Annotated in this window: 22 protein-coding genes; 5 read left to right on the top strand and 17 right to left on the bottom strand. The window is 62.6% G+C overall.

Going from position 1 to position 21,301, the window contains the following annotated elements:
* Positions 1 to 27: 27 nt before the first annotated feature.
* Entirely contained in the window at positions 28 to 621 is a 594-nt protein-coding gene (locus tag P9M14_12545; protein ID MDP8256571.1) for a hypothetical protein, read from the bottom strand.
* An 11-nt stretch (positions 622 to 632) separates the two neighbouring features.
* On the bottom strand, positions 633 to 2,051 hold the full coding sequence (locus P9M14_12540) for a hypothetical protein (protein MDP8256570.1): 1,419 nt from the start codon (positions 2,049 to 2,051) through the stop codon (positions 633 to 635).
* A 301-nt stretch (positions 2,052 to 2,352) separates the two neighbouring features.
* Between P9M14_12540 and P9M14_12535 the strand changes: the two genes are divergently transcribed.
* The 5 genes from P9M14_12535 to P9M14_12515 all read left to right on the top strand — a co-directional run bounded on the left by P9M14_12535 (position 2,353) and on the right by P9M14_12515 (position 6,645).
* Complete coding sequence (locus tag P9M14_12535; protein MDP8256569.1) at positions 2,353 to 2,835, top strand: hypothetical protein; 483 nt, start codon at positions 2,353 to 2,355, stop codon at positions 2,833 to 2,835.
* Between the two features lie 2 nt (positions 2,836 to 2,837).
* Entirely contained in the window at positions 2,838 to 3,626 is a 789-nt protein-coding gene (locus P9M14_12530) for a hypothetical protein (protein ID MDP8256568.1), read from the top strand.
* A 96-nt stretch (positions 3,627 to 3,722) separates the two neighbouring features.
* Positions 3,723 to 4,415 (top strand): thymidylate synthase, encoded by a 693-nt coding sequence (locus P9M14_12525; GenBank protein MDP8256567.1) that lies wholly within the window; start codon positions 3,723 to 3,725, stop codon positions 4,413 to 4,415.
* Positions 4,406 to 5,554 carry a lipocalin family protein gene (locus tag P9M14_12520; GenBank protein MDP8256566.1) on the top strand — a complete coding sequence of 383 codons (1,149 nt, stop codon included), beginning with the start codon at positions 4,406 to 4,408 and terminating at the stop codon, positions 5,552 to 5,554. Before P9M14_12525 ends, P9M14_12520 begins: the two co-directional genes overlap by 10 nt.
* On the top strand, positions 5,554 to 6,645 hold the full coding sequence (locus P9M14_12515) for a lipocalin-like domain-containing protein (protein ID MDP8256565.1): 1,092 nt from the start codon (positions 5,554 to 5,556) through the stop codon (positions 6,643 to 6,645). Before P9M14_12520 ends, P9M14_12515 begins: the two co-directional genes overlap by 1 nt.
* Positions 6,646 to 6,658: 13 nt before the next feature.
* On the opposite strand, the gene P9M14_12510 is transcribed toward P9M14_12515, so the two are convergent.
* The 15 genes from P9M14_12510 to P9M14_12440 all read right to left on the bottom strand — a co-directional run bounded on the left by P9M14_12510 (position 6,659) and on the right by P9M14_12440 (position 21,203).
* Complete coding sequence (locus P9M14_12510; protein MDP8256564.1) at positions 6,659 to 8,338, bottom strand: hypothetical protein; 1,680 nt, start codon at positions 8,336 to 8,338, stop codon at positions 6,659 to 6,661.
* Positions 8,339 to 8,354: 16 nt separating this feature from the next.
* On the bottom strand, positions 8,355 to 9,311 hold the full coding sequence (locus P9M14_12505) for an SDR family NAD(P)-dependent oxidoreductase (protein ID MDP8256563.1): 957 nt from the start codon (positions 9,309 to 9,311) through the stop codon (positions 8,355 to 8,357).
* On the bottom strand, positions 9,311 to 10,279 hold the full coding sequence (gene gmd / locus P9M14_12500; protein MDP8256562.1) for a GDP-mannose 4,6-dehydratase: 969 nt from the start codon (positions 10,277 to 10,279) through the stop codon (positions 9,311 to 9,313). Before gmd ends, P9M14_12505 begins: the two co-directional genes overlap by 1 nt.
* Position 10,280: 1 nt before the next feature.
* Entirely contained in the window at positions 10,281 to 11,093 is an 813-nt protein-coding gene (locus P9M14_12495) for an undecaprenyl-diphosphate phosphatase (protein MDP8256561.1), read from the bottom strand.
* A gap of 171 nt (positions 11,094 to 11,264) precedes the next feature.
* Positions 11,265 to 12,491 (bottom strand): PQQ-binding-like beta-propeller repeat protein, encoded by a 1,227-nt coding sequence (locus P9M14_12490; GenBank protein ID MDP8256560.1) that lies wholly within the window; start codon positions 12,489 to 12,491, stop codon positions 11,265 to 11,267.
* Positions 12,492 to 12,504: 13 nt separating this feature from the next.
* Entirely contained in the window at positions 12,505 to 13,299 is a 795-nt protein-coding gene (locus P9M14_12485; protein ID MDP8256559.1) for a tetratricopeptide repeat protein, read from the bottom strand.
* 77 nt (positions 13,300 to 13,376) lie between these two features.
* Positions 13,377 to 13,802 carry a VanZ family protein gene (locus P9M14_12480; protein MDP8256558.1) on the bottom strand — a complete coding sequence of 142 codons (426 nt, stop codon included), beginning with the start codon at positions 13,800 to 13,802 and terminating at the stop codon, positions 13,377 to 13,379.
* 16 nt (positions 13,803 to 13,818) lie between these two features.
* The gene (locus tag P9M14_12475) at positions 13,819 to 14,319 is read right to left on the bottom strand and encodes a bifunctional nuclease family protein (protein ID MDP8256557.1); all 501 of its coding nucleotides are present in this window, start codon (positions 14,317 to 14,319) and stop codon (positions 13,819 to 13,821) included.
* Positions 14,320 to 14,338: 19 nt separating this feature from the next.
* The gene (gene miaB / locus P9M14_12470) at positions 14,339 to 15,661 is read right to left on the bottom strand and encodes a tRNA (N6-isopentenyl adenosine(37)-C2)-methylthiotransferase MiaB (protein ID MDP8256556.1); all 1,323 of its coding nucleotides are present in this window, start codon (positions 15,659 to 15,661) and stop codon (positions 14,339 to 14,341) included.
* 104 nt (positions 15,662 to 15,765) lie between these two features.
* Positions 15,766 to 17,310, bottom strand: coding sequence for an AmmeMemoRadiSam system protein B (gene amrB, locus P9M14_12465; protein MDP8256555.1), 1,545 nt, complete (start codon positions 17,308 to 17,310; stop codon positions 15,766 to 15,768).
* Between the two features lie 175 nt (positions 17,311 to 17,485).
* Complete coding sequence (gene amrS, locus P9M14_12460) at positions 17,486 to 18,469, bottom strand: AmmeMemoRadiSam system radical SAM enzyme (protein ID MDP8256554.1); 984 nt, start codon at positions 18,467 to 18,469, stop codon at positions 17,486 to 17,488.
* Positions 18,459 to 18,674 carry a hypothetical protein gene (locus P9M14_12455; GenBank protein MDP8256553.1) on the bottom strand — a complete coding sequence of 72 codons (216 nt, stop codon included), beginning with the start codon at positions 18,672 to 18,674 and terminating at the stop codon, positions 18,459 to 18,461. The genes amrS and P9M14_12455 overlap by 11 nt, the downstream gene beginning before the upstream one ends.
* The gene (locus tag P9M14_12450; GenBank protein ID MDP8256552.1) at positions 18,664 to 19,866 is read right to left on the bottom strand and encodes an FMN-binding protein; all 1,203 of its coding nucleotides are present in this window, start codon (positions 19,864 to 19,866) and stop codon (positions 18,664 to 18,666) included. Before P9M14_12450 ends, P9M14_12455 begins: the two co-directional genes overlap by 11 nt.
* Positions 19,867 to 19,897: 31 nt before the next feature.
* Positions 19,898 to 20,854, bottom strand: a complete 957-nt coding sequence (locus P9M14_12445) for a HEAT repeat domain-containing protein (protein ID MDP8256551.1) — start codon at positions 20,852 to 20,854, stop codon at positions 19,898 to 19,900.
* Position 20,855: 1 nt separating this feature from the next.
* Positions 20,856 to 21,203 carry a histidine triad nucleotide-binding protein gene (locus P9M14_12440; GenBank protein MDP8256550.1) on the bottom strand — a complete coding sequence of 116 codons (348 nt, stop codon included), beginning with the start codon at positions 21,201 to 21,203 and terminating at the stop codon, positions 20,856 to 20,858.
* Positions 21,204 to 21,301: the final 98 nt, after the last annotated feature.

The following is a 21,301-nucleotide window of genomic DNA, read 5'->3' as shown; positions in this document are numbered from 1 at the left end:
CCCGTGTGCAGCCGTTCAATAGCAAGACTACTTGGAGAACGTGAAGCCCTCGGGCAGGTCCGCGGCCGCGGTCCCCTCTGGTACGAACGCCAAGTCGGTGATGGTGTAGGTCGGCTCCACCGTGCGGAAGATCGGCACCACGCGCATACCGATCTGCGGTTCGCCCACCGGCAAGTAACTCATCAGGATCGTCGCCGCTCCCTGGAACTCGACGTTGATGAACTTGATCGGCTTTGGCAGCGTGTTGAACGCGCCGGAGCGCTCGCAGAGCATAAAGGTATGGACCTTGGCCGTGTCGTTGGCGACCTGGGTCAGGTCGATCACCGTGGCCTTGTCCAGGCAATCCGGGCAGTGTGTGCGGAACGGGATGTTGATCGATTTGTAGCCCGACTCGCAGTCCGGGTTGTCGCAACGCGTGGCCAGCAGCTTGCCCTTTGCGATGCCCGCGAAGAACGGTGCTTCGCCGCCGTAGGAGTGGACGTAGGTCATGTCGCGCGGGTTGGTCACGCCGCACAGATCGCCGTCCTGGTTGCAGATCGGCGTGTTGGGATAGATGACGTGGAAGTCGCCGTCGAAGTAATAGCGGTCGTTCTTGACCGACACTGTGCCTCTTTTACCCATCATTGACCTCCCTATTTGTCCAGCCGCGCATCGGGCTTGACGAGGATCGTGGCGGTGACGTGGCTGCCGACTCCCGCGTGGCTGATGGCCAGGGCGCGCTTGGCGTCCTTGACCTGCAGATCCTGCCAGTCGGCGGGTTTTTGCTTGCCGTAACGTTCCCAACGCTTGGTGTCGCCGTGGATCTCGGCCCAACGATGGTGTACGTGGTGCATGCTTTCGATCACCTGCATGATGCCGGTGGCCCCCACGGCGTGCATGCAGCCGATCAGCCCGCCGGAGATGTTGGCCGGCAGCTTGCCCGGTCCGCCGGTCTGCGGGTTGGTGTGGTAGCAATCGCCGCTCTCCACGTACTCGCGGCCTCGGCCGTAGGGCCGGATGCCCACATCTTCATAGGTCTGGATGTCGCTGATCGTGAATGCGTCGTGTAGCTCGACCAAGTCAAGATCCTCGGTGGGATCTTTGATGCCCGCCATGCGATAGCCGTAATAGGCGGCCATCCGTGCGGCGAGGAAGCCGGTGAAGCCTGGATAGCGTTCGCTGCCCGGGAACTCCGTTTCGAGGTTCGCATACTGGTCCGGGCTCTCGTTGGGCAGCAACGGGATCTCCATGTTGCGGCGATCGGCCGGGCGCAGAGTGTGCGATCCAGCGGCGCAGTACAGCAGCAGCGGATCGTCGGTGAGCTTGTAGGCCGTCTCCTTGTCGCAGAGGATCACGCAGGCCGCGCCCACGCTCATTAGGCAGCAGTCCAGCGCGCGCAACGGATAGGCAACGATCTGGGAGTTGATCACATCGTCGACAGTGATTTTCATCGGCGAGTGGGCAAAGGGATTGTGACAGGCGTAGCCGTGGTTCTTGACTGAGATTTCGGCCATGGTGCGGCGGAACGAGTCCTGCTCTTTGCCGAAGACCTTCCAGTACTTCTGTGCCATCACCGCGTAGTAGCCGGTGTAGATGTGGCCCAGGGGAGTTTCCCAGTCTTTATCAGCGGCGCAGGAGATCAGATGGTTGCCCTCGTCCGTGGGCACCTCGTCCATCCGCTCCCAGCCCATAGCCAGGGTGCAATCCGAATAACCGCTGGCAATGGTTTTGGCAGCCTCCCAGATTGTTGAGCCGCCCGTGGCGCCGCCGGTTTTGACGCCGATGTTGCCCAAAGGATCCAGCCCGAGGCGGTCGTGGATTACCGCTTCGCCCAGCAGCTGATCGCCGAAGTGGTCGGCAAAGTGGCCGTAGTAGCAGGTGTGGATGTACTTCTTCAACTCCTGCGCGGTCATGCCGATGTAGCCCGCCGCCTCCTGCAGAGACTCGATGCACAGCTCCTCGGTCCTGCGTTCGGGGAAGGCCCGGCGGAATTCGCTCATCCCCCCGGTGACAAGGTACACGTCACGTATGAAGCGCGGCGTTTTTAGCTGCATTTCGCTGAACTTGATCATAGGCGTATCCTCTTCATGGAAGTGGTGTCCTTAGATATGCTTTTATTTTTTGTGATCGAATTTCGATCGGCAAATGCGAAGTCCTTAATACAATATTCCGTGATCCATGACAACCAGGCGCATAGCCACTATTAGAGATTCGTGACTGGTAACGAAAAATTGAGTTGCCCGGGCGGATATTAATTGTTGACGTAGCGGGCAACCAAGGCGGATTAACCATCAATAACAAGAAGATTAAGAGAGCAGCCCGATTCTTGGCCCGTACTTTGCGTGTGCTATTGCGCAACACAGGGGGAGGACGATGCATAGATCGATTTTCGCGGGATTGGTGCTGCTGCTGCTGCTGGGACCGGCGTGCTACATGGATCTGGACTGCGACTACGATGACGATGCGTGGGAAGAAGACGACGATCAGCCGTGGCTGGACCAGGACGAGCCGGAGTGGGACGAGGGGCCGCCGTGGTTTGTCAGCGTATCGATCGACGACTGTCAGGATCAGCAGGATCCCTGCGCCCAGGGCGATCGCGTATTGGTCGAGGCCGAGGTCAACGACCCCGAGGGGTACCAGGACGTGGCGGCCGTCGAATTCCAGGGGCCGTATTCGACCAGCCACATGGTGGTCGATCCGAACCGGCCGTGGCTGTGGGTCGTGCATCACACGTTTGACAACATCGAGCAGGATGGGCTGCACAGCGTCTGGTTCATTGCCCGGGACGACGTAGGTCGCCTGACCTCAATGGAAGGTATCGTCTATCTACAGTCGAACTCCGGCGGGGAGGAATGAGCATGCGCATTTTCAGACTGCCGGCATTGTTGCTCTGCGCGGTCCTGCTTGCCGCGGGGTGCGCTGAGCAGAAAGACGAAACACGACATCCGCAAATACTCGATTATCAGTTGACCAGCGGACTCGATGCCGACGACCCTTTGATCCCGGGCGATTTCGTCAACGTCGAAGCCTGGGTCGACGACCCGGAGGGTTTGAGCGACGTGGACTCGAGCAAAGTGTTTTTCTTCGACGGCTACCTGTGGATCAGACTCGAGCGCGACCCGGTGGACCGCGGGCACTTCCGCGCCACGCACGACATCCCCTGTCCGGACTACCGGGGCCCGCATTTGGGAGCGGTGAAGATCTACGACAAGCACGGGCTCTCGACCAAGGAGAAGTTCACGCTGTACTACGACACATCCTGCTCGCTGTGCAACGCCGCGCCGGAACTGGGACAGGTCTACGTCTGGGTCAACGGCACGCTGGACGAGCAGATGACCTACAGCGGGCGTCCGGTGGATGTCTTCGACTTTGACGAACTGGGCGTGACCTTCGACTACAACGACCGCGACTGCAATTTGAGCGGCGGCGAATTCTGGTATCGCTTCGACTCGGAGCAATGGCAGGTGATGGACGATCTGTTGCCCGACTGGCTGGCATGTTCTTCGGAGCAATCGGGCACGACCTATGGGCTGCGACTGCCCACGGAGACGGTCGGTGAACATACCTGGCAGGTTTATTGGGAGGACGAGTGCGGAGCCCACAGCAACCAGCGCACCGGCAGCTACACTGTGTCCACAACCGAATGAGGCAGCGTCCAACCGCGGCCGGAGCCGCTTCTCATGCTTCTGGGGCTGTGCTATATAGAACTACGCTCGACACATCTGTGGGGACTCGTAAAAACGATGAAATGTGTACATATCGAGGCCCGGGATATTCCGGACGCGTGGTTTCAAGCGGTCTACTCGATTTTCGATGAGGGCTCGGATTACCAGATCGATCGCGGCAGTTGGCAGGGGCATCGGCGGCTGGAGTACGACTTCGTCTCGATCTGCATCAAGCATCCCTCACAGCGGCCGCTGATCCCGGACATGCCGCCGGGCATGTCGATCCCGCCGCCGACCGATATGGAGTACGTGCAACAGTACTTGGAGAAGCTGATCACCGACGCTAAAAGCGAAAACGAGATCTACACCTACGGCGAGGACTTGGCCGTGCAGATCCCCAAGGTGATTAAGATGTATCGCGAGCAGGGTCCGAATACCAACCAAGCCTACATGGCCGTGGGCAGCGCCAAGACCCTGGACTACGACGACCCGCCGTGCCTGCGCGGCGTGGACACGCGGATCCGCGACGGCAAGCTGCACTTCATTCTCTACTTCCGTTCCTGGGATTTGTGGGCCGGATTACCCAGCAACCTGGCCGCGCTGCAGATGGTCAAGGAGGACATGGCCCAGGAGATCGGCGTGGACGACGGCGAGATCATCGCCAGCTCCAAGGGGCTGCACCTCTACGACTACACCTGGGAGCTGGCAGCCCTACGCACCGGCAGACCGCTGCCCGATCAACTGCAAGAGGGGCTGACGCCTTGCGTCTGAACCGCGCTCGACGCGCCCTGCGCCTTGCGGCGGTCATGCTGGCGCTGGCGATGATCGCCGGGTGCGCTTCAAAGCACGTGGTCTATCGACGGGCCGATCCGCACAACCGCATCGAGCTGCCGCAAGACAACGCGGGCCATCGCGATTACCGAACCGAGTGGTGGTATTTCACCGGGCATTTGGACGCCGAGGACGGCCGGGAGTACGCCTTCGAGGTGACCTTCTTCTCCCGCCGCACGGACCAGGACAAGATCGCCGGATCCATCGCGATCAAGAACTACAGCAACCCGGCGCACATGGCGCACTTCGCGATCATCGACGAGAACGCCGGGACGCACTTTTACGAGGAGCGGCGCGCCCGCGATCACGAGGACAAGAACGGCAACGCCGGGGTGATGTACGACTGGCTCTATGTCTGGAACGGCGACTGGTCGTTAAAACAGATCGACGACGATTTCCTGCTCAGTGTGCGGATGAAGGGTTTTGATTTAACGCTGCTGTTGCGGCCGAACAAGCCGCCGGTGCTGCAGGGCCGGGGCGGCTACTTCGCCAAGGGAGAGCAGCGGGGCACGCACTACATCAGCTACACCAACCTCGAGGCCGACGGCGTGCTGTTCGTGGACGGTGTGCCCCAGGCGGTCCACGGCCGGGCCTGGCACGATCACGAGTTCGGCAGCTATCAGCTGCGACCCGAGCAACGCGGTTGGGACTGGTTCTCGTTGCGGCTGGACAACGACGTCGAGCTGATGCTCTACATGCTGGCGTTGCACGACGGCAGTTACGACACTTACAGTAAGGGCTTGCTGGTGCCGGCTCAGGGCCCGCCCGAGCCGATCGATTTTGAGCAGATAGAGCTTCAGACGCTCCAGAGCTGGACCAGCCCGCGCAGCAAGGTTACCTATCCGGTGCGTTGGAGGCTACGCATTCCGGACAAGCAGGTCGATCTGGAGATCACGCCGATAATGCCCGAACAGGAGATGCGCACGCGCAAGACCCTTACGCAATATTGGGAGGGCAGCGTGCGCGTCAGCGGCACCTGCCAAGGCGTGCCGGTCACGGGCAAGGGCTTTGTGGAACTCACCGGATATGTAAAACCGCTGAAGTGGCTGACCAAGCTCGAGGTCGGGAGCGTGGCCTGATGCGCAGGATCGTTCTGTTGTTGGCGCTGATTTTTGCGCTCACGACCCTGGGCGGCTGCCCCAACTCGCCGTTGCACAATCCGGTCAAACCCGACTATCAGCTGAGCTTTCCGCGCGATCACTGGGCCCACGATAATTACTACCTCGAGTGGTGGTACTTCACCGGACACCTCGAGGCCGACAACGGCGAGCGTTACGGATTCGAGCTGGTGTTTTTCAAGAAGCACACCGAGGGCGAGTTCCGGCTGGGTGTGCCGGTCTGGTGGGTCTCCAATCCGGCCTACGTATCGCACTTCACGATCACCGACATGCAGGGCCGCACCTTTAATCAAGCGGAGCGCATCGGGCTGAAAAAGCCGCTGCGCGGCGGTGCGTCGAGCGACAAATTCGTGCTCTGGAACGAGGACTGGCGGGCGATGCAACTGGGCGAGGATTGGTACCTCAGCGCGCAGATGCCCGGCTACGGCATTGACCTGCTGGTCAACCCGCTCAAGCCGCCGGTGCTTCACGGCGAGAACGGCTACTCGCGCAAGGGTGAGCAAGGCGGCGCCTCGTACTACACCTCGTTGACCAGGCTCGAGGTCAAGGGGACGATGGTGCGCGACGGCGAGCCGCTACGCGTCAGCGGCCAGGCCTGGATGGACCACGAGGTGCTCTCGCCGACCATCGCCGAGAACCTGGTCGGCTGGGACTGGTTCTCGATTCAGCTGGACAACGATCACGAGCTGATGCTGTTCACGCTGCACACCAGCGACGGCGGGATCGATCCGTGCTCGTCCGGGACGATCGTAATGCCCGATGGCAGTTACGAGCACTTCTACTCCGAGAGCTTCGAGATCAGGCCGTTGAGCTATTGGACCAGCGAGGAGTCGCGCGCCAAGTACCCATCCTCGTGGCGGATCAAGGTGCCGCAATACGACGTGGACCTGGTGGTGCTGCCGGTGCTGCGCGACCAGGAGGTCCGGCCGCGGCTGACCCAGATCACCTATTGGGAGGGTGCCGTGGGCGTGCAGGGGACGCTGGGCTCCCAGACGGTCTCGGGCCAGGGCTACGTCGAGCTCAGCGGCTACGACAAACCGATCGACCTGTAATCAACACGAACTATCAGTAGAGAGTCGGCGATTCGCTGAGCAGTCCCAGTGCGCATTGCGGGGCAGGGGGCTCGCCGGGGATCTTGCGCTGATACAACGTAATCCCCGATCCGCGATTTCCGCCCGCCGCACAATACGAGGTAAAACGCGCCACGGGTCGCATTTGGCGCTCAATCGATCCGAGCAACGCCGGGTCGGACCAATCGATCAGCTCTTCCAGCGCAGGATCCTGTTCGGAGAGCCAGCCGCGGGCCATGCTGCGCTGAGTGTCGAGCGTGGCTTGCGCCAACTGATCGGGGATCAGCAGCAGGTCGTACGAACCCAGATCGCAGATGAACTCGCCCAAACGCTCGTGGGTCATCAGTTCAACCGACCACGGGCCGGACGCGCGTCGGCGTTGGCGCAACAGCTCGTAGCCTACGATCTCGGGTCCGAGCAGCACGTCGTTGGCTGACAGCGGGTGCAGCATTGCCCGCGCCGGAGCACCCTCAACGCCGTAGCGCGGCAGGGTCTGATCCAGCCAGTCGACGTATTCCCGGGCCAGGCCGAAGCAGGACAGCCCGTTGACCTGCACGCGCGTGCCGCTGTCGCGCAGCAGCATCGGCCGCTGGAATTTATCGAGGGTCACCCCGTACAACCCCAGCAGCACCAGCGCCGCAATGGTAAGCGGCTGCAATACGCGCCGCGAGGGGAGTGCGGTCAGGGCCAGGGCCGCGAGCAGCGCGACAGCGCCCACCACCGGTTGGATATAGCGCGCCTCGCAATGGGCCAAGGGCGTAAAGACCACGATCGGGCCGATCAACCACAGCAACGCGGGCAGCGCCATCCTCCGGCGGCTGTACAGCGCCAGGGGCAGGGCGGCCAGGCCCAGCAGCGCCGCGGGCCACAGCAGCTGGTCGTTCACCAAGCTGCGCAAATAATAGCTCAGCGTTTGCCACAGGCTCAGATCGCTGGGGTCGTTGGCCGAGGCGAAGAGCAACGCCTGAGTATCCAGGCCGCGCAGGTACCACGCGGACAGCAGAGCCAGACACAGGGCGCCGCCGACGCAGAGGTTGACCAGCCTGGTGCGCAGACGCAGCGGCCGAACGCTGCTTCCGGCGATTAGAAACGCCATCCCCGGGATCAGCGCCTGGGCCGCGAAGGTCCATTTGGCGTACATTGCCAGACAGAACCACAGCGCGGCGAGCAACGTGCGCCGCAGCCGCAGCAGTCCGTCGCTGTGATACAGCGCGGCGAGTAGGCAGGGCATCAGACAGGTCAGGGCGTACTCGCGCGCGGCCAGGTGCAGACCCAACGACACCCCGGGTAATAGACTGAAAAGCATCGCGGCGATCGCGCCCTCGCGCCTGCCCAGCAGATCGACCATCCCCCAGCAGCCCAGGCACAGCAGCAGCCAGTTGAAGATCAGCAGGCCCGAAGCATCGTTTTGCACCACGGCGTAGACCAGGGCTAGGGCGCTGTCGTAGCCCGGCGGGTAGTAGTGGTGGGCGTTCCAGCGCTGGATTAATCCGGGCAGGTCGCCGGGGATGTGGCCCGCGATCTCGCGGGCGTTGCGGATCTCGAAGATCCCCATGCCCACGCCGCCGAGCTCGACCCAGGCCAGCCCCAGCAACAGTTCGAGCAACAGCAGGCCGACCAGCAGCGCGGGCAACAGGTTGCGGCGATCAATGAGGGAGGGGGGGCGAGGGCGCATCGGCCTGTGCCGGACCTTATTCGATTGAGGCGCGCGCGTATTCCAGGATGTCGCTCAAGGTTGTCTCGATTTCGATTTGCGGTCGCCAGCCCAGGTCGCTCACGATCGGCTGATTGTTGCCGACCATCAGCGGAATGTCGCTGGGGCGCATGCGCGCGGGATCGGGCCGGACCTCGATTTGGGCTGTTGAAAGATCGAGCAGTTTTTGCAGCAGGTCGCCGATGCGCCGCGCCTTGCCCGAGCACAGGTTGTAGACGCAGCCGGGCTGCGCCTCTGCGATCAGTGCTTCGTAGGCCCGGGCCACATCGCGCACGTCGAGCAGGTCGCGCCGGGCGTCGAGGTTGCCCACGCTGAGTACCGGCGGCTGAGCGCCGTGTTCGATCGAGGCGATTTGTCGCGCGAAGCTGGGCAGGGCGAAGCACGGCTCCTGGCGCGGTCCGGCGTGGTTAAACGGCCGCACGACGATCGACTCGACGCCGAAAGCGCGCGCGTACTGGCCGACCAGCACCTCGGCCGCGGCCTTGGTCGAGGCGTAGAGGTTGACCGGCGCAATGGGCGTGTTTTGAGTCAGCGGGAAAGCCTCGGTGGGCTGGATGCCGTAGACCTCGGCGCTGCTGACGAACAGCAGGCGCGGTCTGTCGGATTCGAGGGTGCGGATCGCCTCGAGCAGGTTCAGCGTTCCCAGTACGTTGGTCTCGACCACTCGTCGCGGATCGGCCAAAGCTTGGGGCACAAAGGCGATCGCCGCCAGATGGCAGATCGCGTCGACCCGCGCCTCGTGGACCAGCGTTGTCACGGCCTGATTGTCGCGCAGGTCGCATTCGTGGACCTGGTAGTCGCCGGGAACGTGGACCAGGTTGCACGGATGGTCCTTGCGCAGGATCGAGGCCACCACGTCGTGGCCGTCCTCGATCAGCCGTTGCAGCAGATGGCTGCCGGCAAACCCCTCGGCCCCGGTGACCAGCAACCGCATTAGGCCGTTTGCTCCTTGAGCCGCTCGATGTCCGCGTCGACCATCATTCCGACCAGACCGGCGAAATCGACCTTGGGCGTCCAGTCGAGATTCTGCTTGGCCTTGCTCGCGTCGCCGATCAGCAGGTCGACCTCGGCCGGACGAATAAGCGACTGATCGACATGTACGTACTGTTGATAATCAAGCTGCAGGTGATCGAACGAGGCCTGGACCAGGTCGCGCACGCTGTGGGATTGGCCCGTGGCTACGACGTAGTCGTCGGGCTCGTCCTGCTGAAGCATGCGCCACATCGCATCGACGTAATCGCCGGCGAATCCCCAGTCGCGGTGCGCGTCGAGATTGCCCAGATCGAGTCGATCGGCCAGTCCGAGCTTAATCCGCGCCACGCCGTTGGTAACTTTGCGCGTGACGAACTCCAGGCCGCGACGCGGCGATTCGTGGTTGAACAGGATGCCCGAGCAGGCGAACAGGTCGTAGCTCTCGCGGTAGTTGACCGTGATGAAGTGTCCGTAGGCCTTGGCCACGCCGTAGGGGCTGCGCGGGTAGAAGGGGGTCTTCTCGGTCTGCGGAACCTGCTGGACCTTGCCGAACATCTCCGAGCTGCTCGCCTGATAGAAGCGGATCTTGGGATTGACTTGTCGGATCGCCTCAAGCACGCGCGTCACGCCCACGCCGGTGAACTCCGCGGTGAGTACCGGCTGGTTCCAGGATGTGGGTACGAAGCTCATCGCGGCCAGGTTGTAGACCTCGTCCGGCTCGGTCTTCTCAATGGCCGATATCAGGCTTAGTTGGTCGAGCAGGTCGGCCTGAACGATGCTGATCTGATCGCGGATGTGTTCAATCCTGCTGAAAGTCTCGGTGCTTGATCGGCGCACCATGCCTGAGACCACGTACCCCTTTTCAAGCAACAGGTCCGCAAGGTACGAGCCATCCTGGCCGGTAATGCCCGTTATTAGAGCCCTTTTCATGCTAAACTCCTGTAATTAAACAGAAAATGCCGTATATGCAAGCCAGCGGCAGGCAGTAGGCTGCAAACAGGTACAGCTTGCCGCGACGTACGATGCCGATCAAGGCGTAAAGCGCGATCAGCCCGCTGATAAAGCTGGCTGCCACGCCTAAGAATAAGGCTAAAACATAGCTCGTATCAAGTCCGGTCAGGTCAATGGATGATCCCTGAAGAGCTACAGCGCCGAGGATCGCCGGAATTGCGATCAGAAAGGCGAAGCGGCCCGCCAACTCGCGTTCGAGTCCGAGGAACAGCCCGGCGGCGATTGTGGCTCCCGAACGGCTGATTCCCGGAATGATCGCCAGGGCCTGGGCCGTGCCGATCAACAGCGCGATCCAGATCGTCATCCGCGACAGGTCGCGGCTGGGATGCGCGGACCAGCGGGTGGCCAGCAGCAAGACGCCGGTAAGCGCCAGAGTGATCGAGACCAACGCCGGTCGCTGAAAAAGCGACTCGAACCAATCCTTGAATGCCAGGCCGATCAGGGCCGTGGGCACGCTGGCGATCACGATCATCAACGCCATGCGCGAGCCGTTGGTCAACGCTCCTCGAGGTCGTCTGATAAAACGCAACGAGTCAATGATGATTTGGTAAATGTCGCGGCGAAACACCACCAGCACGGCCAGCAGCGTGCCGAAATGAACCAGTACGTCGAACAGCAAGTCCGGCTCCAGCCCGAGCAACCGCTGGCCGATCACCAAGTGGCCGGAGCTGGACACGGGCAGGAACTCGGTGAGCCCCTGAACGATGCCCAGGACTATCGACTTAAGTAACAAGGTTTGGACGCTCCAAGCGGGATCTGTGTACGGCGTGGGAGTTTAACCGATAGGGCCATGAGGGCATAGGATTTAATCCGAATAGAAGTTCCGATAAGATATATTATGTCAACTAGAGCGTTTGAAAAAATACCCTGTTCCGGAAAATGCCCCACGCTTTTTGTGGATCGATCAGTAGCCCTGCGGCGGCCCGGACTGACGCAGGCAGTACAGCTTGCCCGCGTTGGACAGGAAATACAGCCGGTCTTTATAGGCGACCACGCCGCTGGTGACTCCCTCGCCGGGCAAGTAGGTCCAACGCTTTACGCCGCTTTGCATGTCCAGCGCATAGACGTAGCCGGACATGCTGGCGAAGACCACCACGTCGTTGACGATCGCCGCTTGGCCCGGGATCTGGTTGCGCGAGCGTTTGCTCTTGTAGATCGAGTCGAGCTCGTAGTCGGCCTTGACGTTGAACGACCAGATCAGCTCGCCGTTTTGCAGGCTCACGGCGTAGAACTGATTATCGTCGCTGGAAAAGAAGATCCGGCCGTTGTGGATCGCCACCCGGCTCACGCCGCCGTGCTCGAAGCTCCAGACGATCGTTCCGGTGTCGGCCTCAAGGCAATACAGCTTGCCGTCGAAGCTGGGCACGTAGAGCCGACCCTTGTGCAGTATCGGCGTGGCGTCCACGTCGATGAAGCGCTGTCCGCGCTTGAGCGTGTTCGACCACAGCTCCTTACCCGTCGCCGGGTCGATGGCCGCCAGGCTGCCGTCGGCGTAACCGGCGTAGATCGCATTTTTGGTCACCAGCGGACTGGAGACTCCGCGAATGGTGAAGTCGTCGGCCGGATCGTGGTCGGCCAGCCACAGCAGCTCGCCGCTGTTCGCGTTCAGCGCCAGCACGCGGTTGAAGCTCGTGGCCGCGTAGACCACGTCGTTGCTGACGGTCAATTTCGAGAGGATCTCGCCCTTGGTGCGGTAGGACCAGACCAGGTCGCCGTAATCACGATTCAGGGCGTAAATTTTGCCGTTACTGTCGCCGAAATAGACCTTGTCGCTATCGACCGCAGCCGTGGACTCCACGGCTCCCTCGGGTTGAAACTGCCAGATCAGGTTGCTGGTGCGGGCGTTGAGCGCGGTAAAGATTTCGGCTGTGGAGCCCACGTAGATTGTCTCGTCCACGACCAGGGGCACTGAGCGTTCGAACGGCGTGTCGTCGATGTAACGCTCGCCCGAGCCAAGATCCTTGACCCATTTGACCTTGTAGGGCAACGCGGCGCGCTGGACAAAGGCGTCGGGCGAGACGATCACCCGCGCGCCGATCGTGCCGCTGTTGCATCCGCACAGCAGCAGCGCCAGGGCCGTTATCAGTAGTATCGCCAGGGTCGCCCTTTGTCTGCCGCTGATCACGATCATCTGCAAACCAGCCTTATTCCCCGATGTCCAGGGTTTGATCCATCGGCATCAGCCGGATGTTCGGCTCGTCAGGATTCGCGCCGGAGCCAAACGGGCTGCCGCCCAGGGCCGCGGTGCGTTCCATGGCCGACTTTGCCAGCGGATTGCCAGCGTACTCCCTGACCAGTGTGCCATAGGTCGCGATCGCCTGATCGGTTTTATCGCCGAGTTCCTGGCTCATGCCCAGGTTGAACAGGATCGAGGGCCGCAGGCTGTCCAGCGCCTCGTTGGACAGCAGTTCGAAGGACTGCGACGCCGCGTCCCACTGGGACTGCGCCATGTAGGTCTCGCCGATGCTCGATTGCGCCAGCTGCCTCATGAACAGGTCGTCGAATTCGGTTTTAAGGAAGCGATCGTAATATTCACGCGCGCGCTCGTACTCGCCGAGCTTGACCAGGCAGTGGCCGCAGAACATCAGCGAGAGCATGCCCACCGAGGTGTCGGGGTATTTCTCGGTCACCAGCTCGAAGCTCTCCAGCGACTTGCTGAACTTGTCCTGCTCTGTTTTGAACACCATCTGGTGCCGCACGCCCTCAGCGTCAACGCCCTCCCCCGTTGGATCGACGAACGCGTTATAGGCGACGTTGGCCTGGCCGAACAACTCGTTGGCCTTGACCATTTGGGTATGCTGGATGTTGCGCACGATCAACACGGCGCTAAGCACTACCAACAGAGCCGCTCCCACTGCGACCAGCAGGCGGTAATGCTCGGCAGCCCAGGAGATCGCCTCAGTAGTCGTGCTGACGAACTCGTCGGGCTGTTTCAGCATTTTCCTTGTAATTTTAACCTTTTTTCGTGCCACAGGATATACTCCCCCGCTACGGCGTACTTGGCCGGGGCGCTATTCTATTCAGCCGCCCTACCCTTGTCAATTGCTCTGGGGCGCGCGGAGATAAAGACGTACAGCGCAGCGCCGATCGCAGCGCCCAAGGCGTCGGCCGCCAGATCCCACGCGTCGCAATGCCGCGTGGGAACAAAGGACTGATGCAGCTCGTCGCTCAGACCGTACGCAACGCTGAGTAGCGCGGCGGTCAGCAGCAGCGCCCTGCTGCTGTTCCAGTTTCGGCTGATGCCCAGGGCTCGGGCGAGCAGCAGTCCCAGAACCGCGTACACCGCGCAATGCAGCAGCTTGTCCTGGTGCGCAACAATCTGGCGCACGCCGGTCGACTCAAGCGAGCTGGCAACGAAGATCGTCACTGCGGCAGCCAGCACGTAAAGCCAGGCCGCGGGCGATCCGCGTAGGATCGAAAATAGTTGGTTGAATCTGGGCAAGGAAAATAATCCAGGGTCACATTTTATATTTGCCGAAGTCCTTGTCGTTGAGGGTCTCGAGCAGCTCGGCGAGTTTCTCGTGCTGTTCGCAGTCGATCTCGGTCGTTTCGGTTGAAAGCTCGATGCTGCGGCAGTTCTCGATCACCGAGCTGTCGACCCAGATCGGCGCGCCGGTGCGCAACGACAGCGCCAGGCTGTCCGAGGGGCGCGCGTCGATCTCGATCGTCTGTTCGTCGATCAGCAGCTTGATCTTGGCGTAGAACGTGTTGTCGCGCAGGTCGACGATCTGCACTTGTTCGACTTGGACGTTGAGCTGATCGAGGATGTTTTTCAGCAAATCGTGGGTCATCGGGCGCGAGAGCACGATGTGCTCAAGCTCCGTGGCGATGGCGCTGGCCTCAAGGATGCCGATCCAGATCGGCAGCGACTGCTTCAGCTCCAGGTCCTTGAGGATCACAATCGGCATGTTGGTGTAGGGATCCATTGCCAGCCCGTTGATTTTCATCTCGATTAACATCTTGCGTGCCTCACTCGCTTCAGCACTGTTTGCCCGAGAGGCTGTTGGCGTGTGCCGCGCACACCAACACGTTGACCAACTCGCCGACCCGGGCCTCTTGCGGGACGAAGTTCACGATCTGTCCGCCCCTGGTCCTACCTTTGAGATGCGCGGGGTCGAGCTTGCTGGTGCCGCTGACCAGGACTTCCACTCTATGGCCGATTAACGCCCGATGGTGATCCATGGTGATCGGGCGCTGTAGCTTGTGCAGCCGCTGGAGTCTCTGGAGCTTGACCGGCTCGGGAACGTCGTCCTCCCACTTTGCCGCGCGCGCCGGAGCCCGCGGCGAGTAGATGAACGAGAAGAAGTCGGCGAACCGCACGCGCTCGATCAGCTCGCAGGTCCGTTCGAAATCCTCGTCCGTCTCGCCGGGGAAGCCGACGATCAGATCGGAAGTCAGAACCACTTCGGGCAGCGACTCGCGCAGCTCGGCGATCAGTTCCTCATAGCGCTGCGTGCTGTAGCCGCGGTTCATCCGCCGCAGCACCCGATCCGACCCGGACTGCACCGGCAGATGGATCGCCTCGCAAACCTGCGGCACCTGGGCCATCGCCCTGATCAGCGCGCTGTCCAGATCTTTGGGGTGGCTGGTGACGAATCGCACCCGTTCTACCCCGGGGACCGCGGCGACCGAGCGCAGCAGGTCGGCAAAACGCAGACGGCTGTAGAGGCCCTTGCCGTAGGAGTTGACGTTCTGTCCCAACAGCACGATCTCGCGCGCATTGCCGCGCACCAGGTGCCTGACCTCTTCCAGGATCTGCGGCCGCGGACGGCTGACCTCCGGACCTCTGACAAAGGGCACGACGCAGTAAGAGCAGTAGTTGTCGCAGCCGCGCATCACAGCCACGAAGGCGCTGGGCCCCGTGGGCTCGTGCAGCACGTGGGCGAACGGATCGCGTCCCAGCCCGTCGGTCAACGCCAGCCGACTGCCGTGGCGCTTGACGCGCTGAACCAACTGCGGCAGCTGGTCCAGGTCGCCGGTGCCCAGCACTATGTCGCAGCCTGCTTCGCGCGCCAGCGCCGCGCCGCCCTCGTGCTGCGCAACGCAGCCGACGTAGGCGATCACCAGCTCGGGTCGATGGCGTTTGAAGCGCGCCAGCCGACCGAGTTCCGAGCGTGCCTTTTGCGCGGCCTTCTCGCGCACCGAGCAGGTGTTGATCACTATCAGCGACGCCTGCCGCGGATCGTCCACCCGGCGATAGCCGTGCGCTACGAGCAGCGAGAGCATCTTGGCCGAGTCCAGCTCGTTCATCTGGCAGCCGAAGGTCTTGAGGTAGACCCCCCTCGCATCTTCAGGATTCAAAGAGCATGTCATTGTGGTTCCAAAATATCAGCCGCCCGGCGCAAAAGGCAAGGCTGGCTCAGGCGCCGCATTCCGCGGCTGTTGCGCGTTTGCCGGGCAAGGGTTCACTCGGAGAAGACGATCGCCTGGAAGCTGTAGATCTCGGCTCCGCTTTGCCAGTCGTCGAAGTCCAGCCCGGCCTTGCGGCAGGTCTGCTCGAGGAAGGTTCGGCGGTCCCAGCCGTACTCCGTGGGCACCTGCGGCAGCAGCAGACCCTGGCGGATTCCCTTGCGGATCAGCAGCCCGTCGCGTCCGACCTCGATCGACTCGACGTTCTCGACCTTGATAAGCGGCGTGAGCACGCTGATCTCGATGTGCAGCTCGTCCAGCTCGTCGGGCCGCACCGCCGGGAAGCGCGGATCCTGGCTGGCCGCGGCCACGGCCATGTCGCGCACCGATTGCCACAGCGGTTCGCGGGCGATGATCTGCCCGATGCAGCCGCGCAGGTCCCCGTGCTTTTTCAGCGTGACAAAGGCCGCGCCGTCGGCCCGCAGCGTGGGGCTCTGCGGTTCGAAATCGGGTTTATCCCCGGATCGCACGAAGGTCTCCACGGTCTGGCGTGCGTAGCGCAGCAGCTCGACTTTCTCCTGCTTGGTCAGGTACTCGTCCTGCGATCCGCCCTCGCCCGTGCCCGCCGAACGCTGTACGCCGCCGACGAACGCCACCGCGCCGTAGCCCACCACCCGGTCCTTGCTGCCCGAGGTATCGCCGGAGTTGGCGTAGTGCAGCACGCGCACGTCCTGGCCGCCGCGCAGGCGGTAGAGCTCCATCAACGTCAGCACCGGACCCAGGCCGCACAGCTCGACATCGCGCGAACGCGTCGCCTGGTATAGACCGGCCGAGTCCATGCGCTCGATGAAATCCAGCGTCTGGTGATCCATGGCCTGGGCCGCATCGTAGGGATGGTAGTGGCTCAAATCGCTGCTGGCGATGTAGAGCACGCGCTTATCCGCGAACAGCTCGTCGAGCAGCTGCGCCAGCCGCGTGGAGAGTTCGAGGCTTTGGGAGCCCATGGCGATCAGCACCACCTGCGGGTCGGGGATCACCGTCTGCACGAACGGCAACTGAACCTCGATGCTGTGCTCCTGGCTGAACAGGCCGATCGCGTCGTCGGCCCAGCTGGCCTTGCGCACGATCTCGCGTGCGGACTCGGTGTCGATCTTCAGCGAGCCCAGCGGGGTGCGGTATTCGGTCTTGTCCAGCACCGAGACGCCCGAGGAGGCCGCGTAGTGGCTCGGTCCGATGATTACCACCCGATCGTAGACCTTGCCGCGCACCGCCTTGTAGGCGTAGGCCGCCACCGGCCCGGAGTAGACGTATCCGGCGTGGGGACAGATCAGGCCGAAGACGTCCTGCTCGATCTGTTCCACGTCGGCCTGGCGCAGATACTCGTCGACTTCCTGGGTCAGCTTGCGGCTCTGCCCGGGATAGAAACGTCCGGCTGCAACCGATTCCATCACATCGCTCCTGTCTTTGTTCGCACCAACCGGACGGCCCTGCTCGGCCCCCGGTTGTTGCTCGGCCGGTTCCTCGGCCGACTTGCACGAGCCGCTGCAAAGAACCAGCAGCAGTACGGCGACCAGCGCAACGCCGATCAAGACGGGTCTCATTGGTGTTTCCCTCTGTTCCGTTTCAAAACCGTGTAGTGGGCTGCCTCGTGTTTGGACAGCCTGCCGTTGATTGTATCGCCAAGCGGCCTGCGCTTCGAGCCCCGACGTCGGTCCACGCCGATTGCAGCCAGGGCAAAGAGCAGCCCGCGGATAAAACGCCTACGCGATCCGGCGCTCATTCCCATACTCCTGGGAGCCGGCGGCCGCATGCGGCGCACGCTGAGTTGTGCAAATCGTATTGCACGATCGAGTACCCCCGGCGGACTATGGCGGCCGCGCCGCAGCTTGGGCAGTAGGTTGTTTCGAACTGCGGATTTCCAAGGTTGCCCACGTACACGTAGTCCAGTCCCTCGGATTGCGCCAGACTGCGCAGCCGCTGCAGGGTCGCGGCGGGCGTGCGCGGCAGGTCGCGCATCTTGTAGCGCGGGAAGAAACGCGAGAAATGCAGTGGCGTGTCGCGTCCCAGCTCGCGTACGATCCAGCGGCACATCTGTCTAACCTGCGCCTCGTCATCGTTGAGCGTGGGGATCACCAGGTTCGTAATCTCGAGCCAGACGCCCGCGGACTTGAGCGTCACCAGTGCGTCGAGCACCGGCTGCAGTCGGCCGGTGGTCACCCGGCGATAGAAGTCGTCGGAAAACGCCTTGAGGTCGATGTTCGCGCCGTGCGTCACCCGTGCGAGCTGTTGCAGCGGCTTGCGGTTGATAAACCCGGCGCTGACCAGCACGTTGCGCAGGCCGCGTTCCGCGGCAAGGGTGCAGCAGTCCAGGGCGTACTCGAAGAAGATCACCGGGTCGGTGTAGGTGTAGGCGATCATGCTGCAGTTGTTGGACAGCGCGCTTTGCACCAGCTGCTCCGGCGGCAGGTCGAAGTTTTCCACATCCTCGGGGTCGCCTTGGCTGATGCTCCAGTTTTGGCAGTTCAGGCAGTGCAGGTTGCATCCGGCCGTGGCCACGCTCAGGGCGCTGCTGCCCGGCAGGAAGTGGAACAGCGGCTTCTTCTCGATCGGATCGATGTTGGCCGAGCAGACCTTGCCGTAGACCAGGCTGATCAATTTGCCGTCGAGGTTGACCCGCGCCCGGCAGTCGCCGCGCTCGCCGGGAAGCAGCCGGCAGCTCTTGGGGCACAGCAGGCACTGGACCATTGCCTCAGCGGCCACTTTCGATCTCCTGCTGATCAAGGTAGTAGGCGGCCTCTCTGCCCGACAGCCGCGACTCGTCGATCAGCTGCTCAACTCGATCGACGTCGAACTTGCGGTGGCCGGTGATCACCGCCTGCTCAGCCTCGAAATTGTACCAGGCGACCAGCAGCGCAGCCATGAGCACCAGGGCGAAACAGACCAGCAGCAGCGCTCTACTGCTCATCGTCGCGATCCTTTGTCGCGGTCCAGGGCCGTATCCGACGCCGTGCCAGGCGCGATACCAGGTCGAGGCCCGCGCCCGTGGGACAGACGAAGCGGCACCAGAACAGCGGGAAGAACAGGCACGGCAGCAACGCCAGCCCGGCGTAGGCCAGGCGTAGCGGATCGCGCCAGCCGCTGAACAGCAGCGCGTATGGCTCGAACGGCGCGATCGACCACAGCCCGCAGCCGAAGGTGGCGATTGTCAGACCGGCGAGCACCAGCAGCGGCATTTGCGCGAGGAACACGGCGCTTGCGCCCGCGGACCCGGTCGAGCGACGTGCAACCGGAGACGCCGCGGCAACCAAGCGCTGCATAACGCCAAACGGGCAGACCGCCCGGCAGTGGAAGCGTCCGAAGAGCAGCGAGCCCAGCAGCGCCGCGTAGAGGATCAGCGCCGCGTCGATATTAAGCGCGCCCGGCGGCCTGCCCGCGACCAGGTCGGCCAGTCCGGCAAAGCTTAGCGGCGCTTTTAACAACAGCCCGACCAGCGCCAAGTTGATGATCCACACTACCCAGCGCAGCCAAGGGAGCCTGGAGCGTAAGGCCAAGGCTGCGATTGCAAACAGCAGTGCGCTTAGCGCCAGCGCAGCGCGGTACCAATCGATCTGCAACGGCGGCGCGTCGACCTGTAGCGTCCCGAGGCCGTGCAATAATGTGAGCGACGAGGCGCTCACGTCGCGCAGGATCGCCTGCGAACTGACCGTGGCCCCGGAAACCATGTCCACTTGCGGATCAGCCGCGCTCAGGTCGAGCCCCACCAGCCGGTCGATAAAGCGCTGTTCGAGCAGCAGGTTGATGTAGTACGGGGTCTCGTGATGTTCAAGCAGCTCTGCGGCGCTGATTCGTCCCTGAGAGTCGATGGCAATCAGTACGCTGATCGGCCCGCGGTAGCCTTCCACCTCGGGTTCCACCGCCGTGGTTAAGATGGCGTAGTTGACCTGCCCCGCCGAGTCGCTCAGCCGCCAGGTCCCGACGCGCTCCAGGCGCTCAATGCTAACCGTCCCTGGGACCAACCGCGCCACCCGGGTTTCGCTGGGCAGCAAGATGATCTGCCACAGATTGTGCGCCGCGTGATGCGCCACGATGCACCCCAGACACAGCAGTGTCAGGCACCACCAGAATGTTTTGGAGAACCTGGGTTCGAAGAGTTTCATTTGCAACCGGGGCGGGCGCCCCGGCGGCTTACTACCGGACGCCCTGCTGCGATTCGATGTTCGCGATGGCCTCGGCAGCCCATTGATAGATCGGCTTGCCGTCCACCTGCTGGAGATTGTAGCGAAGATTTTTCAAAGGTGCGATTGCCCGCGCATCGCCGATCAGCTGCAGCCCGTAGATCGCAGCGCGTACCAGATTGGGATCCGAGGCCGTTAGACAGTCGATGAGCGGCTTGACCGCGGACGGCTCGCGCAGCATGCCCAGGGTGGTGCAAGCGCGCGCCCGGATGAACGAGGGCCCCTTGCCGGTCAGCTCGATCAGCGGTGCGCTCGAGGCCTCGGGCCCGAGCTTGACCAGCGCGGCCACGACCTCGAGGGCAACCTCGAGGTCCATGTCGTCGAGCAGTTCGGCCAGTGATGGTGCGGCCTTGGGGTCGCCCAGGATTCCCAGCGCCTTGGCGGCCGAGGCGCGCACGCTGCGCGAGCGGTCGCGCAGCAGCGGCTCGATGGCGATGTAGGCCCTGCTCGAGCCCGTACCCGCTAGGCTGATAGCGGCGGCGGCGCGTACGTTGCGGTCCTTGTCGTGCGTGGCCTGGACCAGCGCGCTGGCGACCTCGTCGCCCTTGAGGTTGCCCAGCGACTCGACCGCGGCGGCGCGTACAAAGGGGTTTCTTTGGCCCGCGAGTTTAATCAGCTCGGCTGCGGCGGGCTGGCCGATCCGTCCCAGGGAGGCCACGGCGATGGTTGCCAGCATTTGGTCGTTGGACCGGGCCGCGTCATACAGCGGGTTGACCGCCGCCGGGTCGGCCAGGGAGCCCAGTTCGCGGGCGGCCTGCAGCTTGTGCGACATGCCGCCGTTTTGCAGCAGGTCGATTAGGCAGGCCGTGTCCTGAGCGCATGTTTGCGCCGCGGTCTGCTGCGCGGCGTAGACCGGGCAGGCCAGCAACAGCGCAACGAATATCGAAACCAGGGTAAGCTTGAGATGCATTTCAGCCTTTGAGCGGCTTGCCGCCGATGACGTGCAAGTGCAGGTGGAACACCACCTGACCGCCCCAGGAGTTGGTATTGATCAGGATGCGGAATCCCTTTTTCGAGATCCCCTCACGGATCGCCATTTTGCGCGCTACGTCGAGCATGTGCGACAGCAGGTCGATCCGCTCGTCCGGAACGTCGAGTAGGGTCTGAATGTGTTCGTTGGGAATCACCAGCAGGTGTACCGGTGCCAGCGGTTTAACGTCCCTGATCACGAAGACCAGTTCGTCCTCGTAGATTTTTTCCGACGGGATCTCGCCCGACCGGACCTTGCAGAAGATGCAGTTGGCTTCGCTTTTAGGCATGCCTGACGACCTCGTAGCCAGTGTTGGATTTACGAAGGTCACATTCTACTGGCCTGCGATTTAAAAAAGAAGGGCATACTTTGCATTGCCGGCCGCGG

The organism is Candidatus Alcyoniella australis, from assembly GCA_030765605.1.
GTDB classification, from domain to species: Bacteria; Lernaellota; Lernaellaia; order JAVCCG01; family Alcyoniellaceae; genus Alcyoniella; species Alcyoniella australis.
The sequence above is the reverse complement of the archived record's forward strand: the minus strand, read 5'-3'. Positions and strand labels throughout refer to the sequence as shown.